This is a genomic window from Bacillus sp. V3B (genome assembly GCF_024494465.1).
Lineage (GTDB): Bacteria > Bacillota > Bacilli > Bacillales > Cytobacillaceae > Bacillus_BD.
On sequence record NZ_JAETXM010000004.1, the window covers coordinates 198,882 to 212,960 of the forward strand.

Here is a 14,079-nt window from a genome sequence, read left to right on the forward strand (position 1 = left end):
TCCTTCTTTACAGATTATACATGAAAAAGAATGTTATTTTTACAAGAAATAGATGGAATGAATACCATGGAAGTATTTTCAAATAATCTTAATCGAAAGAATGACAAATATGTTAGATAGAAGAAGAGGTGCTTTGTGAAAAAATTGACGAAATCTATTCTATTCTTGCCTTTTTTGCAAATCCCATCTGGTCATCATCAGGTTGCAAATGCATTAATAGATGAGGTCCTGCGAATTCATCCACAAATAAGGTGTCATAAAGTAGATATTCTTGCATACAGTTATGGAAAAATTGAACTTCTCGTTTCTAAGATTTATCTCAAATGGATACAAGCATTTCCCGAAATGTATAATTCCATTTATCAAAACTCAGTCTACAAAGATATAGAACAACATAAACGTTATCGACTGTATGAATTTTTATTTATTTATTTCATGAAAAGACTTATACAAGAAAAAAAACCAGATCTTATTGTTTGTACTCATGCTTTGCCTGCTTATATGTTAAATTACTTGAAAGAGAAAAACGAACTAAGAGTGCCGATTATCAATGTATACACAGATTATTTCATACATCGCTTTTGGGGAGTTAAACATATCGACTTTCATTTTGTACCTTCTTATCAAATGAAAAACTTCTTGAACGAAAAAGGAATCGACGACAAGCGGATTTTTATTACTGGAATTCCGATCCATTCAAAAATTTCAAAACAGAAGAAACCAGCACCAGTACCTTCCAGCCAGTCTATATCTTCTGTTTTAATTTCCGGTGGAAACCTAGGAGTGGGTGCAATCGACGACTTAATTCAAAAAATTGCAGAGGTTAAGTCTCCCCACCAAATTCATTTTTATGTGTTATGCGGAAAAAACAGGAAATTATATGAAAAGCTTAAAAGAATGAACAAAAGTCATATTATTCCTTTCCCATATATCAACTGTAGAGAGGAAATGAATACACTTTATGAGCAAATGGATGGCATTTTAACAAAGCCTGGAGGAGTGACAATTAGCGAAAGCCTTTTTAAACGAAAGCCCATTTTTATTTATGATGCTTTGCCCGGTCAAGAAGAAATCAATCTGAAGCAGTTAAAGGATTTAGGCTTGGTCTTTCACCTAAACAAGGGTGAAGTTTACGAGCAATTATATTCCATTCTTCAAAATCAAAATGAACTAAAAAGATATCAAAATCGAGTAGCAAATTTTCACTCGCGTCTCCATACAAAAGAACCATCAGAATTAATAGCAGAAATTTTAACTTCATTCAGCAGAAGTCCTCCACTTCTGTAAGTGGGGGATGAATGCAAAAAGCTCTCTGATTCAGTGGGGGTTCAAACCCCGGCTGAATGAAGTTAAGCCTCCGGCGGATGCCTCGGATTTTTTAAAGGTCATTTATCGAGCGAGCTCGATAAAAATCCGGGCGCAAATTCGGCGGGGCGAATTTGATTGTGAAGGTAAAATAGTTCTGACCTTTTCTAAAACACCATCATTTTAAAAAGAGCTATCGTATGTTTGTCAACTAGATTTTTTTTAATTAGTTTAATTTTTTTATCAAAGGATTTACTGAAATGGAGTCCATATCAAAAGATTGCCAGTATCATCAAACCTCTGTAAGTAAATATTAAATGGTGGAAGGGAAAAGTTTGCTTTCCAAATTCTCTATAAAGGAAGTGCTTAAAAATGAATAACTGGATACCAGCGCTTTTAAATACAGGGAGAAAACAAAATATGTTTAAGATGTTTGGCAGAAAAAGAAACAATAGGGGCATGATGTGGGCATCTTTATTAGGTCTAGGGGTTAGTGCAGTCGCATATAGACTAAGAAGAAATCAAAACAGAAATATGTTACGTCCTGTTCAAAATGCAGTGAATAGTATTCGAACACAAACAACTGGCAATATGCCAAACGTTGCTGCTGTAACAGAATTTGCAAAGGAATTAGTACCTGATAAAAATTCTTTAACAAAAAAATAAATATTTCTTCAAATAAAAATGCCCGCATTAAAGTGGGCATTTTTATTTGAAGAAATGGGGATCAATAAAATCTAAAACAAATTTTTCTGTTAGTACTGTGTAAAGATAAATGGAAGTTTCTTGTTATCCAAAAAAGGTCAAAAAATTATATATAAATTTTTAAATATATAAAATCCAATAAAGTTGAATAAAAACCTTCTTCATTAAGCATTCTAAAAAAGGTCAAAAAAATATTAGGAGGCGTTATTCATGACAGTAATCAGTGACGTAAAGACAACTCTAGCAGGATTGAAAAGTGCTCAAGCTAGCTTTGAAACATTTGCTCTTGGTACAGAGAATCAACAAGCGAAGCAACTTTACCAAGATGCAGCTAAACAAACTCAATCTGTAGTAGACAGCGTTGCACCACGCGTTCAACAGATCGAAGAAGAAGAACCTCAGTACAAACAACAATAATTAAAATATTTAGAAAAAGGGCTGTCCCAAAGCAAGGGTTTCAGATGCCACAAGATTATATCTAGTATCAATAGGTTGAACATGATTCTAGATGGATATGATTTTGTGGATGTCAGAGACCCTATGGGGGAGCCCTTTTTACTCATCGATAAGAATGGTAATTGAGGTGGTTTTTATGAAAGACAAAATAACCAAATTAATAATTTTCTTTTTAGTACTAATGCTTATCGGAGTAGGTTCAGGATGTAACCAAAATCAGAATCAGTTGGGTGATAGTAATAAAGGTTTGAGTGTTTCACAAGTACATACTAGCAATCCAATCAATCAAACTGTTGCCAATCAAGCAAAGGAGAGGGTCATTACTAAGGAAGAAATTTCGGATGTGAAGGCTGTGAATACAGATAAGGAGTTATTAGTAGCAATAAAGGTTAATCCATTTGATCGATTTCGCTTAAAAAAGATAGAAAAGACTGTGAAATCAGACTTAGAAAAAGCATATCCGAATCATAAAGTTCTTGTCTCGACTGATTCAAAAATGTATTTGGAACTGGAGCAATTAGAACAAAAACTACAAGAAGATCACAGGAATAGGAAGAACTTAAAAAAGGATGTCAATAAAATCAAAAGTCTGATAAAAGAACAAACGTAAAGCGAAGGAAGGTTAGTTCCATGTCAAATAATCAAAAAAAACAATTAACTCCTGTTCAACAGGAATATCAAAGTATGCAAAAACAACGAGAAATAAAAAGGCCAGTGGTTAAAAATTGCATAAAAGCATTTTTAACAGGGGGACTTATCTGTCTTGTTGGTCAGTTCATTCAAACATTTTATATTACTTACTTTGACTTTACTGATAAAACAGCTGGAAATCCAACAGTGGCAACATTAATTTTTATTGCTATGCTCCTTACAGGTTTTGGAGTGTATGATCGAATTGCTCAATTTGGAGGAGCAGGATCGGCTGTACCGGTTACTGGATTCGGCAATGCAGTTATATCAGCTGCCATTGAACATCGAAGCGAAGGATTTGTATTAGGTGTAGGTGGCAATATGTTTAAACTAGCCGGTTCGGTTATTTTATTTGGTGTATTTTCCGCATTTGTAGTTGCTTTGATTAAAACGATTTTAATACAGTGGGGTGGTTTGTGATGTTGGCAGGTCATCGTACATGGATCTTCGAACAAAAGCCTGTGATCATTTCCACTGGAACAGTGGGTGGACCATTTGAAGCAGATGGAGCTATCTCGGAAGATTTTGATCTTCTTCATGCCGATTTATGGATCGGACAGGATTCCTATGAAAAGGCACATAAAGTCCTTTTTGAAGAAGCCTGTCAAAGAGCGATGGAAAAAGGGGAAATCCAAAAGGACCAGGTTCAGTTTATCCTCGCAGGGGACTTAATCAACCAGATTACGCCCACAAGTTTCGCCAGCCGAACCATTGGAGCACCTTATTTGGGTTTGTTTGGTGCCTGTTCTACCTCTATGGAAGGATTGGCTCTAGGAGCTTATATTATTAATACAAAGGGAGCTAAATATATATTAACAGGAGCTTCGAGTCATGACACGGCTGTTGAAAAACAGTTTCGTTATCCGACAGAGTACGGAGGACAAAAACCTCCTACTGCACAATGGACTGTCACTGGTGCCGGTGCAGCCTTATTAAGTGATTCTGGGGAGGGGCCACGTGTCACTTCTGCCACAATAGGCCGTGTCATTGATATGGGACTGACCGATCCATTTAATATGGGAGGGGCTATGGCGCCGGCTGCGGTTGATACGATTGAAGCACATTTAACGGAAAGAAACATTGACCCTTCTTATTATGATTTAATTGTCACTGGGGATCTTGGTCAGATCGGGCATGAAGTTTCTCTTGATTTATTTAAAAAACATGGAATTTCCATCAGTGAAGAACAATACCAAGATTGTGGTCTTATGATTTATCGGGAAGGACAACCAGTCCTTGCAGGTGCTAGCGGTGCGGGGTGTTCAGCAACAGTAGTCTATGGCCATTTATTAAATCGCATGAAAAAAGGTGAATTTAAAAGAATGTTAGTAGTGGCTACTGGTGCTTTATTATCACCCTTGTCCTTTCAACAAAATGAAACCATTCCGTGTATCGCCCATGCGGTCTCGATAGAGTACGGGGGTGAACAATAAAGTGATCTACTTTTGGGCTTTTGTCGTAGGTGGTTTGATTTGTGTCATTGGGCAAATTATGTTTGACGTATTTAAACTTACACCCGCACATACATTAAGTACCTTTGTAGTAGTGGGCGCTATTTTAGATGGGATTGGTCTATATGAACCACTGATTGACTTTGCTGGAGCGGGAGCTACCGTACCTATTATAAGCTTTGGAAATTCACTTGTACATGGGGCCATGCAAGAAGCAGAACAACATGGACTAGTTGGCGTACTCACAGGAATGTTTGAAGTGACGAGTTCCGGTATTTCATCTGCGATTGTTTTCGGGATGGTGGGTGCTTTAATTTTTAAACCTAAGGGATAAGGAGGGTGTAATTATGACTGTAGGATCGGACGTGAAACAGTGTCTTTCCAGTTTAAAAGGAGTAGAAGCTAGCCTTTCCAATTTAGCCATACGGGCGCAAGAAAACGAATCCAAGGAAACCTTACATGAAACGATGATGGTAGTGAACGAATTAGTGACAGATTTGCAAAAAAGGGTTGGAGAATTGGAACGAGAGGAATTGCAGTATAAAGGATTTTAAGATGGGAGGATCTATTAATGCCTATTTGGTTAGATGTTGTTTTCCGAGCAATCTTGTTTATGATCGTGCTATTTTTTATAACAAAATTATTAGGCAAGAAACAATTATCCCAACTTTCCTTCTTCGAATATGTAACGGGTATAACGATAGGTGGGATAGCAGCAGTAGTTATTCTTGATGTCAAATATAGCATTTTTGTAGGGGGATTAGCAATTGTCGTTATTGCGGCTATCCCTTATATAGTTGATCTCATTTCTTTAAAAAGCAAAAAGTTTCGTGATTTTGTAGAAGGCAAAGGTTCTGTATTTATTAAAGATGGGAAAATTATGGAAGATAATTTGAAAACAGAACGATATACAACGGACGAATTATTGGAACTCCTTCGCAAGAAAGATGTTTATCAGGTGTCTGATGTAGAATTTGCAGTATTAGAGGCAACCGGAGATTTATCTGTCATGTTGAAGAAAGAGAACCAACCTTTAACACCAAAGGATTTAAACTTATCAGTTACCTCTGTCAAGGAGCCTCAGACTGTCATTATGGATGGAGAGATATTGGATGAGCCACTTGCTACAATTGGAAGAAGTCGAGCTTGGTTACACACTGAATTAGAAAAACTAGGGGTTACGATTGAAAATGTATTTCTTGGACAGGTAAATTCGTATGGAGAATTAACCGTTGACCTTTTTGATGATAAGTTGCAAGTCGCTTCCCCTGAAGAAAGACCTTTACTTCTTTCTACTATGAAAAAATGCCAAGCTGACTTAGAACTATTTGCTCTTGGAACTGAATCAAAAGAAGCTAAACAAATGTATAGTAAAAATAGTAAAAAATTACAAGAAGCCATTGATAAAGTGACCCCAATTTTAAAAGTTTAATTAAGGTATTATTGAGCTTATTTTAGGGTCCACCGAAATGGGGCCCTTTTTATATGTGTGCCAAATGATCAGGGAATAAAGAGGATACAGTCTTAATCCTTCCTTCTGCTTTGGAAGTTTTAAAGGGCTATCTTCAAGTTAGGAACGTTATAAGACTGCTGATAATACCCTTGTTTTAATTGTTAGTTACCAAAAAGGGCATTGATTCCTTGATATCCGAAATATAAGCCAAATCCAATTAATGATACTCCTGAGAAGATGGTTATAAATCTAAGGCTGCTAATATTAAGAAATCTTCGGAAACCTGTTGTGAGTGCAGCAATAAGAATATCCCATAAGGTTAAGCCTAGAAATATCATACTACTGTAAACCAGTAACATTCCTGTTCCGTTTACTTGGGCAGTTTTCGCCAAAATAGAACCATAAATCCCTAACCAAAAAAGAACGGATAAGGGGCTAGTGATCGACATAATAAAACCAGTAAAAAAACATTTAAATAATGAATCTTTTCCTCTACTATCTGCAAGAGTAATAGAATTCACACCTGAAATTCCTTCAACTCCCGAATAAATAAGGATAAATGCACCGAATAACCAAAGGAAGATTTGGATGATTGGAATTTGGAGAAAATGAACCATCCCTAAATAAACCATCAGCATGAAGAATCCATCTGCAATCATGGAACCTGCTCCAACAATCCATGCGTGCCAAAAACCGTTTTTAATTCCTTTATCTAAACGGGCAGAATTTACTGGGCCGATTGGTGCGGCTAGTGTAAAACCCAGCAAAATGTAACTAAATAAAATGCTCATGCTCAACAATCATCACTCCACTCGGCATAAAATAATAACTTGTACAAGTCTATGTAACAAAATATATGGCTATGAATCCTTGTCCCAAATAAAAAGCACAAAAAATCGCGCTGGAAACCAGTGCGACTTTTTTGTGCTTAAAAAACTTTACTATGACGATAGGATAAGCTGATCATGGATTTATCCCGACTGGCTCTCCTTCTTCCAGACCTTTTTTTGCATAATAAATGCAATCAGACCGATAATGGCGACAAACAATAAGCTTACAAAAAATCCCATACGGATACTTTTTTCCATCAAGGTTCCGCTTACTGCAGCAAGAATTAGGGCCAGGCCTATAAAAGCTAATATCTTTCCCCATACCTTCGTTTCTAAAATACGAAGAGCAGAAATAATAATGAAAGACCAATTGAACAAAATTAAAATACCCGCAGCTGTTGTAATGTACTCATAAATCTTACCAGGTAACAATAAAGCAGTGACGATGGATGAGATTAATCCAATTGTTGCAAGACCTAAAGAAGGAAGCGGAAGTTCCTTGAATTTTTTAAGCTTTTTCGCAAACAAAGCTGGGGCATCACCGCCATCTGCTAGGGTTACAAGGAGTGTTGTTACCCCAAATAATGATGCTGTCATTGTTGAAAAACCAGCTAAGATAATAGCTGCATTAAATACATGTGGAAAAAAGGCAAAATGATATTTATCTAATGCTGTTACAAAAGGACTCTCCTTTTCAGTAAATGCTCCATGTGACGCCATATAGACGGCAAGCCCTATTGAAATGACATATATGACCACTAGTATCAATAACATAATGATTCCTGCTTTTGGAGCATCTTCTTTCTTTTTAAGTCTCATGGCCATCAGTCCAATTACTTCTATTCCTCCATAGGCGTAAAAAGCATAAATCAAGGAAGACCAAAAACCTCTTAATCCTTCAGGAAACAGTTCAGTAGTTGTGTTAGGAAACCCAGCAAATGTCACATCCTTATGAATCCATCCAAATACGGCAGCAGCAGCAAGGATAATAAACATAACAATAGCAGCCGTTTTGATAACAGCCAATAAATTTTCCACTTTATCAAAACCCTTATTGCCTGTTAAAACAACAACAATGGAGAGTAATGCATACCCAGATGCAAAAAGCCAAAGAGGAACATTTGGAAACCAAAATCTCGATAAGATCGAAAGAGCCGTTAATTGGCTACCCATAATCAGGATATTTGAACTCCAATAATTCCAACCACAGCTAAATCCTGCCCAACGTCCATAGGCTTTGTTTGCATAGTAACAGAAAGATCCATCTTGAGGATCCTCGGCTGTCATTTTAGCTAATAAATTGTATACAATATAGGTCCCCATTGCTGCTAAAATAAAGGAAAAGATAATCGATGGTCCAGTTATTTTAATACCAATAGCGGACCCGAGAAAGAAGCCAGTACCAATTGTGCAGCCGATCCCTATTAAGGACAATTGCCACCAACTTAAATTTCCATCTTTACTCCCCTTACTTTTGTTATTACTACTAGGAATAAAAAAATCCATGTAATACCTCCTCATATAGGTATTATCATTCGATAAGGCTTTGTTTTTTATGTGTAATTTCCTTTTAACCAAACATTAAAGATTTCGCTGCTATGCTTCAGTTTAGTAGGATTATTAGAATTCTTCAGCTAGTTGGTCATCAATGATCCATTGGCCTGATGTAAGGTCCTTCCAAAGTATGAAATCAATGTTTTTGCTTTCACTGCTGTTATCTCGTTTATAAACCACTGCTGTCATCTTTATATGTTGAAAGAAGAGGTTCTGTTGTGTGTCATTTTTTAATGATGAGTTTTCTGCAAACTTTATAATAAGAATATCGTTTAATTTTTCGTGTAGACGTACTTGTTTGTCTCCATTTTTTATGATCCTATTAAGTATTCTTTGATCACCTTGATTGACAGCAGATTCAAAAACCTTTACGACCTGACGGGGATCAATTTCATTTAAATAGTTCTCAAGCTCTCCTCCTGCCCGTAAGATCATTAATTTGTGGGTTAAATCTTGATGTCTAGATCCATGTGTTGTACTTCCGTCAAAATGCACACAGAAATGACCGGGAAATCCATTCTTAAGTGCACCAGCTCCGTGTGGCATCCCATGCATGGAAGCAGCTACTAATTGATCTTTTGTCATAATTAATATTGCTTTGCGTTTCCAGCTCCATTTTCCACTATAAATTTTTTTCATGATTTTTGTATCTTTATGTGTTAAAGGTTGGACATCGGCATGCCTTTGACCTGCTCTTCTTTGGACGTTAAATTGTTCTCCTGTCTCAACATCTATAATGGTGAATATAGATTTTCTGGGAATGATTCTATCGACTTGTTCCCAAGGTAAAATATTGACGGTAAAACTTGTTGGGTTATGTAGGTTTTCTAGTGTAAGTGCACGAACAGGAGTAACATTCATATTCATAAAAGTAAATAAAACTATGCATAACATCAATTTCTTTATCATTTTTTCGTTCCCCTCATTTTTTCACTATTTTTTGTTAGAGGTCAAAATGATAAACAACTAATATTTGGAAATAGAGGTTAAACGTACAGTTTTACATTTTATAAATAATAAAGTTCAAAAAGTGGGTATGCTAAGATTACAAGCCCTTTGAATGATGAACTGTTGAAGGGATTGTGTTTATTTCCTTTTTTAACTCTACCTTGAATGGGGGATTAGTATGCCGAATGTAGAAGTCAAATGTTCTGTATCAAATTGTGCTTTTCACGCAATAGGGAATGTTTGCGGTGCTGATAGGATTACGATTGACATGGATTATGAGTCAAATTATGATACAGAGTTCTCGGGAGAACTAGGTTTTGAAGATCGAACGGAAGAGGCTAATAAATCCAGGGATACTTGCTGTAAAACATTTAAACAAAAATCAGAATAGCTTTCTGAAAGCTTAGAGTTTAATTTGTGACTGACCTATCCAAAAATAAATAGGTTTACCTATTTAACCGCTCGGTGAAATGATCAACGGAGCGGTTTTTTTGTATTTTTACTATTTCGTTTTGAATCGTCTTTTTTGAAATCTATTTGTTCTACAAGTTCTGGAAAATCAATAAAGGGATTGCGATTACCCTGTATAAGATAAATAGCTTGATTACGGTGTTTTTCATAAACCGTTTAAACTAATAGTTAAAAGAGTATCGAGTGCTTATTGTAGGGGAGAAATTGAGGTGATTTACTATGGATAGATCAGCAATGTTACGATTGATTAATGAGAATGAAAAAATATAAAGAATACAAAAGAGCTATTCCTAGAATTGGCTCTTTTGTACCGATTACTTTCTATTAAGCACTATTTAATCGCGTCATCCTTTGAGGCAAGCCAAAAGGCTGCTATAATTGAAGCAATGGTAACAATTACGGGTGCGTAAAAGATAAAGAAATCGCCCATTCAGAGTTCCTCCTTATGCATAATCCTTCCTTTTTCCTTCAACATAATCCTTGTTAAATAAAAACAAATTGAGGAGAAGATACAGTGATGGAATAAGCAATCCAAGTCCCGCAATAAAAGCTATGATTAAGGCAATGGCCATCGAGACGTTCGTAAAGCCATCATAAATGGAGAGAAATGGATAGAGCAAATAGGGATAATGAGAAATGCCATAGGCGAAAAAAGCTAGGAGAAATTGTCCTATTAATAATCCCAATGCGCCTCCATAGTTTCTCCTTTTCCATATTAAATAAATGGTTCCGACAAATAAGATAAAGGATAAACTAAACAACCACCAGAAATCCATAATTCGCTCGTAGTGTTGTGGATTATGTGAGCGCAATTCTACAATAATACCTGTAGCTGTTAAAATGGCTGGAAGTGCCCAGACTAATGCATATGTACGCATCAAATTCGTAGCAGATTCGTCTTTTGCTTTATGCGAATACCAAGTTAGAAATACTGCCGAAATATAGAGTACAGCTGTTGTGCTTAGAAAAACAATGCTCCAAGTTAGAGGACTTGTAAATAGTGTCCAATAGTGAAGAACAGGACCGGATTCTTCCATGGTGACGAAGCCACCTTCTGAAATGGTTAGAACGATCGATAATGAAGCTGGAATGAATAAACCGGTAAGGCCATACAAATATACATACCGTTTATGTTTCAGCCCTCCATAAATGGTAAATGCATAATAAGCTCCCCGGATTGCAAGTAGAATAATGGCAATGCTGACAGGTACAAGCAGTATAGTGCCGTAAAAGTAGGCCGTTTTCGGGAAGAATCCAACAATTCCGACGAAAAAGAATACCAAGAATACGTTCGTTACTTCCCATACAGGTGACAAATAGCGTTGGATGATCTTAGTCAAAATCTGCTGTTTGCCTCTAAGTGTACTGTATGCATTAAAAAAACCAGCTCCAAAATCGATAGAAGCGATCATGATATAACCAAACAGAAAGATCCATAATACTGATATTCCAATTATTTCCAAAGTCACAATGAGTCACCAGCTTTCTCTAGCTTATGATCAGCTAATTCTTGTTCAACGGTATTTTTGCGGAACATTCGTAAAAGAACCACAATACTTCCTATTCCTAAAACTAAATATAAACCGGCAAATAGGAGGAGCATGGTATCAACATGGGCACTTGTTGTTGCTCCTTGCGCTGTTCTCATAAATCCGCGTAATATCCATGGCTGTCGACCCACCTCAGCGAGCCACCATCCTGCTTCAATAGCAAGGAGGGAGAGTGGACCTCCAAGTACGATTAGCCAGTTAAACCACTTTGACAATATGAAACTCCATTTTAGCCATATGCCTAAACAATAAAGTAAGGCTAAAAATATTAGCAGTACCCCAATTGTGACCATGATGTCGAATAGATAATGTATATAGAGTGGTGGAATCTCATCCTTCGGGAATTGATCAAGCCCTGTGACTTCAGTATATGGATTACTATGGGCTAGAATACTGAGTGCATAGGGGATTTTAATGGCATATTTCACTTCTCCATCCTGGAGAATCCCATATAAGATAAGAGGGGCGCCTTCTTCCGTTTCAAAATGCCACTCAGCTGCTGCTAGTTTTTCTGGTTGGTATTCAGCGAGGTACTTTCCAGAAAAGTCTCCAAGTATAGCTGTTGTAATGGAGAATAGGAATCCAAGCTTCATCGTTAGGAATAGAGCTTTTTTGTGATACACATGATTGGAACCTTTAAGTAGTCGGTAAGCACCTATTGATGCAAGAACAAAAGCACAGGTCATATAGGCAGTAGCGAGAACATGGGTTACCTTTGTAGGCATTGCTGGATTAAACATGGCTAATAATGGACTAATATTAATCAATTGACCATCTACGATATCAAATCCTTGCGGAGCATTCATAAAAGCATTTACAATACTGATAAATACAGCAGAAAAAGCGGCTCCTAGTGCAACAGGCACGAGCAGCAGGAGATGTTTTTTTTGATTTTCAAACCGATCCCAAGTATATAAATAAATTCCTAGAAAAATGGCTTCGAAGAAAAACGCGAATGTTTCCATAAATAAGGGAAGGGCGATAACGTTTCCTGCCAATTCCATAAAGTTTGGCCATAGAAGTGATAATTGTAGTCCAATTGCAGTCCCTGTTACCACTCCAACAGCAACTGTAATGACAAACCCACGAGCCCAGCGTCTTGCTAAAAGGATATAATGTTCATCCTGTTTCTTAATTCCTACCCACTGAGCAATCATGATCATCAACGGTATCCCTACTCCAATGGTTGCATAAATGATGTGGAAAGAAAGCGTCAATTCTGTTAGTACTCGACTGAAAAAAATAGCCTCTTCATTTTCCATATTCCAAACTCCTTATCCTGAAAAAATACGTCCTATGAGTGACAGTCCCATGATGAAAGCCACAATAAAGCTTAGCCAAATCAATTTATGTTCGTGGTTTTTATACATTCCGATGCACTCCTTTAAGCTCATCAAACTACCATTATTGTAAATGTTTTCTGGCCTACAGTAATACTCTCTCGATAGAGTAACCTAAATAATGATAATTATACTTTCATGAATAGTTGTAGTAACGGATAAATCGATGACTTCTTTCGGTCATAAATATTGTTATCACATGTTGCGTAGGAAGTCAGACCGATCATGAAATAATGAATTAAATTTTAAGGAAAGGTTTATTTACCTAATAATTTTTTAGAGTTGATCATTAAATAAAGAGTAGGTGAATAATGATTTTAGAGATAGGTGGAAATAGCAAAGAGATGTTGAGGGGAAAAAACTAAATACCCTCCTAATCAAATGAGTGAGGAGAGTGCTCATTACGCGAAAAAAGGGGATCAAGTTATTATACGCCCATAAAATGGAAAACAGTGGAGTGATTAAAGTATGTAAAAACTACAGAAATAAATAAGTATAAAGAAGATTGCTTCGGCAACTTTTTTATACGGCTAGAATTTATATTAAGTGAACGATAATATAAGTGTAATAAGATTTTTCTTTGGGCTTTAGTCCTTAGAAAAATCCATCAGGTTCTGCGTGACGACGTCTCTGTTATCATCTTTACAGGATCACTCGTTGGAGAGTTTTCTTTATGTTTATTTCTAGAACTGTTATTTGGTGAATCGATTGGCATAGCTTGAGGCTACGAATGAATCCGGTTTTATTTTAGGTTCAAGTCCCATGGATTCAATTCGAGCTACCATTTCTTCTACAAATATCCTTGTTTTATTTCGATTTCCCGATCCAATGTCTAAATGTCCTTCCATCGTAAAAGTAGCACCCTTATATATATAAGGAAGTACGATATCAATCATAGCGTTCTTTCTTTCTTCGGTAAACAAAGCAACAATTTCTTCTGTTAGCGAAGTTTCTTGTGAGATTCGTTCATGCAATCGAGTCATTCTTCTTGGAATGATGACTTTTCGAATACAAGCCCAAGCTCCTTTTCCTTCGTTTAAAATGACAATGCCAGTAATAAATTTCGTATATTTAACATGAACTTGAGAGTCTGTACCGATTATTAAGCGGTAATTTCCATTACAATTTAATTTCATAAACTTTATAATCCTTTCAAATACTTGTTCAAAACTCATCTTTCTTTCTTGTAAATTTTGAAATAGAAAAAAGTTATCATCATTTATCATATAATCACCTCAACCTATCTGTTTTTTATTTCATCTTACTATGAAGCAGGCTCAACGTTAAAAACTTTCTACATTTATATCTATGCAGGTTGTTTTAGTT

General features: G+C 36.3%; 17 protein-coding genes and 1 pseudogene. 10 read left to right on the plus strand and 8 right to left on the minus strand.

Annotated elements, in window-relative coordinates; translation table 11 throughout:
* Positions 1–135: 135 nt before the first annotated feature.
* The 9 genes from JMM81_RS07985 (at position 136) to JMM81_RS08025 (ending at position 6,039) form a co-directional block, all read left to right on the plus strand.
* A complete protein-coding gene (locus JMM81_RS07985) occupies positions 136–1,287 on the plus strand; it encodes an MGDG synthase family glycosyltransferase (RefSeq protein WP_256241031.1) in 1,152 nt (383 codons plus the stop codon).
* 390 nt (positions 1,288–1,677) lie between these two features.
* Positions 1,678–1,971: a hypothetical protein gene (locus tag JMM81_RS07990; protein ID WP_256241033.1), complete on the plus strand. Its 294-nt coding sequence runs from the start codon at positions 1,678–1,680 to the stop codon at positions 1,969–1,971.
* A 249-nt stretch (positions 1,972–2,220) separates the two neighbouring features.
* The gene (locus JMM81_RS07995; RefSeq protein WP_256241035.1) at positions 2,221–2,427 is read left to right on the plus strand and encodes a DUF1657 domain-containing protein; all 207 of its coding nucleotides are present in this window, start codon (positions 2,221–2,223) and stop codon (positions 2,425–2,427) included.
* 175 nt (positions 2,428–2,602) lie between these two features.
* Positions 2,603–3,076, plus strand: a complete 474-nt coding sequence (locus JMM81_RS08000; RefSeq protein WP_256241036.1) for a YhcN/YlaJ family sporulation lipoprotein — start codon at positions 2,603–2,605, stop codon at positions 3,074–3,076.
* Positions 3,077–3,096: 20 nt separating this feature from the next.
* Entirely contained in the window at positions 3,097–3,576 is a 480-nt protein-coding gene (spoVAC, locus tag JMM81_RS08005) for a stage V sporulation protein AC (RefSeq protein ID WP_256241037.1), read from the plus strand.
* Complete coding sequence (gene spoVAD, locus JMM81_RS08010; RefSeq protein ID WP_256241038.1) at positions 3,576–4,589, plus strand: stage V sporulation protein AD; 1,014 nt, start codon at positions 3,576–3,578, stop codon at positions 4,587–4,589. The genes spoVAC and spoVAD overlap by 1 nt, the downstream gene beginning before the upstream one ends.
* A gap of 1 nt (position 4,590) precedes the next feature.
* Positions 4,591–4,941 carry a stage V sporulation protein AE gene (gene spoVAE / locus JMM81_RS08015; protein WP_256241039.1) on the plus strand — a complete coding sequence of 117 codons (351 nt, stop codon included), beginning with the start codon at positions 4,591–4,593 and terminating at the stop codon, positions 4,939–4,941.
* A 13-nt stretch (positions 4,942–4,954) separates the two neighbouring features.
* Positions 4,955–5,161 (plus strand): DUF1657 domain-containing protein, encoded by a 207-nt coding sequence (locus tag JMM81_RS08020; RefSeq protein ID WP_256241040.1) that lies wholly within the window; start codon positions 4,955–4,957, stop codon positions 5,159–5,161.
* Between the two features lie 17 nt (positions 5,162–5,178).
* Positions 5,179–6,039 (plus strand): DUF421 domain-containing protein, encoded by an 861-nt coding sequence (locus tag JMM81_RS08025; protein ID WP_256241041.1) that lies wholly within the window; start codon positions 5,179–5,181, stop codon positions 6,037–6,039.
* 182 nt (positions 6,040–6,221) lie between these two features.
* Here JMM81_RS08025 and JMM81_RS08030 read toward each other — a convergent pair whose 3' ends face one another.
* The 3 genes from JMM81_RS08030 to JMM81_RS08040 all read right to left on the minus strand — a co-directional run bounded on the left by JMM81_RS08030 (position 6,222) and on the right by JMM81_RS08040 (position 9,353).
* A complete protein-coding gene (locus JMM81_RS08030) occupies positions 6,222–6,857 on the minus strand; it encodes a LysE family transporter (protein ID WP_375162356.1) in 636 nt (211 codons plus the stop codon).
* A gap of 174 nt (positions 6,858–7,031) precedes the next feature.
* Entirely contained in the window at positions 7,032–8,396 is a 1,365-nt protein-coding gene (locus JMM81_RS08035) for an amino acid permease (protein WP_256241042.1), read from the minus strand.
* Between the two features lie 114 nt (positions 8,397–8,510).
* Entirely contained in the window at positions 8,511–9,353 is an 843-nt protein-coding gene (locus JMM81_RS08040; protein WP_256241043.1) for a hypothetical protein, read from the minus strand.
* A gap of 217 nt (positions 9,354–9,570) precedes the next feature.
* Between JMM81_RS08040 and JMM81_RS08045 the strand changes: the two genes are divergently transcribed.
* A complete protein-coding gene (locus JMM81_RS08045; protein WP_256241044.1) occupies positions 9,571–9,783 on the plus strand; it encodes a DUF1540 domain-containing protein in 213 nt (70 codons plus the stop codon).
* A gap of 83 nt (positions 9,784–9,866) precedes the next feature.
* On the opposite strand, the pseudogene JMM81_RS08050 reads toward JMM81_RS08045, so the two are convergent.
* From JMM81_RS08050 to JMM81_RS08065, 5 genes and pseudogenes are all read right to left on the minus strand, one after another.
* Positions 9,867–10,019, minus strand: a pseudogene (locus JMM81_RS08050) (endonuclease); the annotation flags it as partial.
* Between the two features lie 175 nt (positions 10,020–10,194).
* A complete protein-coding gene (cydS, locus tag JMM81_RS23030) occupies positions 10,195–10,293 on the minus strand; it encodes a cytochrome bd oxidase small subunit CydS family protein (RefSeq protein ID WP_375162357.1) in 99 nt (32 codons plus the stop codon).
* Positions 10,294–10,306: 13 nt separating this feature from the next.
* Positions 10,307–11,332 carry a cytochrome d ubiquinol oxidase subunit II gene (locus JMM81_RS08055; protein ID WP_256241045.1) on the minus strand — a complete coding sequence of 342 codons (1,026 nt, stop codon included), beginning with the start codon at positions 11,330–11,332 and terminating at the stop codon, positions 10,307–10,309.
* Positions 11,329–12,675, minus strand: a complete 1,347-nt coding sequence (locus JMM81_RS08060; protein WP_256241046.1) for a cytochrome ubiquinol oxidase subunit I — start codon at positions 12,673–12,675, stop codon at positions 11,329–11,331. The genes JMM81_RS08055 and JMM81_RS08060 overlap by 4 nt, the downstream gene beginning before the upstream one ends.
* A 770-nt stretch (positions 12,676–13,445) precedes the next feature.
* Entirely contained in the window at positions 13,446–13,979 is a 534-nt protein-coding gene (locus tag JMM81_RS08065; protein ID WP_256241047.1) for a ribonuclease H-like YkuK family protein, read from the minus strand.
* Between the last annotated feature and the right edge of the window lie 100 nt (positions 13,980–14,079).

What these genes read in the sequence shown, in the direction of transcription:
- JMM81_RS08025 (WP_256241041.1), top strand. Translation starts at nt 5,179, where the DNA reads ATGCCTATTTGGTTAGATGTTGTTTTCCGAGCAATCTTGTTTATGATC.
- JMM81_RS08040 (WP_256241043.1), bottom strand. Translation starts at nt 9,353, where the DNA reads ATGATAAAGAAATTGATGTTATGCATAGTTTTATTTACTTTTATGAAT.
- JMM81_RS08035 (WP_256241042.1), bottom strand. Translation starts at nt 8,396, where the DNA reads ATGGATTTTTTTATTCCTAGTAGTAATAACAAAAGTAAGGGGAGTAAA.
- JMM81_RS08045 (WP_256241044.1), top strand. Translation starts at nt 9,571, where the DNA reads ATGCCGAATGTAGAAGTCAAATGTTCTGTATCAAATTGTGCTTTTCAC.
- spoVAD (WP_256241038.1), top strand. Translation starts at nt 3,576, where the DNA reads ATGTTGGCAGGTCATCGTACATGGATCTTCGAACAAAAGCCTGTGATC.
- spoVAC (WP_256241037.1), top strand. Translation starts at nt 3,097, where the DNA reads ATGTCAAATAATCAAAAAAAACAATTAACTCCTGTTCAACAGGAATAT.
- JMM81_RS08020 (WP_256241040.1), top strand. Translation starts at nt 4,955, where the DNA reads ATGACTGTAGGATCGGACGTGAAACAGTGTCTTTCCAGTTTAAAAGGA.
- JMM81_RS07995 (WP_256241035.1), top strand. Translation starts at nt 2,221, where the DNA reads ATGACAGTAATCAGTGACGTAAAGACAACTCTAGCAGGATTGAAAAGT.
- cydS (WP_375162357.1), bottom strand. Translation starts at nt 10,293, where the DNA reads ATGGGCGATTTCTTTATCTTTTACGCACCCGTAATTGTTACCATTGCT.
- JMM81_RS08060 (WP_256241046.1), bottom strand. Translation starts at nt 12,675, where the DNA reads ATGGAAAATGAAGAGGCTATTTTTTTCAGTCGAGTACTAACAGAATTG.
- JMM81_RS08000 (WP_256241036.1), top strand. Translation starts at nt 2,603, where the DNA reads ATGAAAGACAAAATAACCAAATTAATAATTTTCTTTTTAGTACTAATG.
- JMM81_RS07990 (WP_256241033.1), top strand. Translation starts at nt 1,678, where the DNA reads ATGAATAACTGGATACCAGCGCTTTTAAATACAGGGAGAAAACAAAAT.
- JMM81_RS08065 (WP_256241047.1), bottom strand. Translation starts at nt 13,979, where the DNA reads ATGATAAATGATGATAACTTTTTTCTATTTCAAAATTTACAAGAAAGA.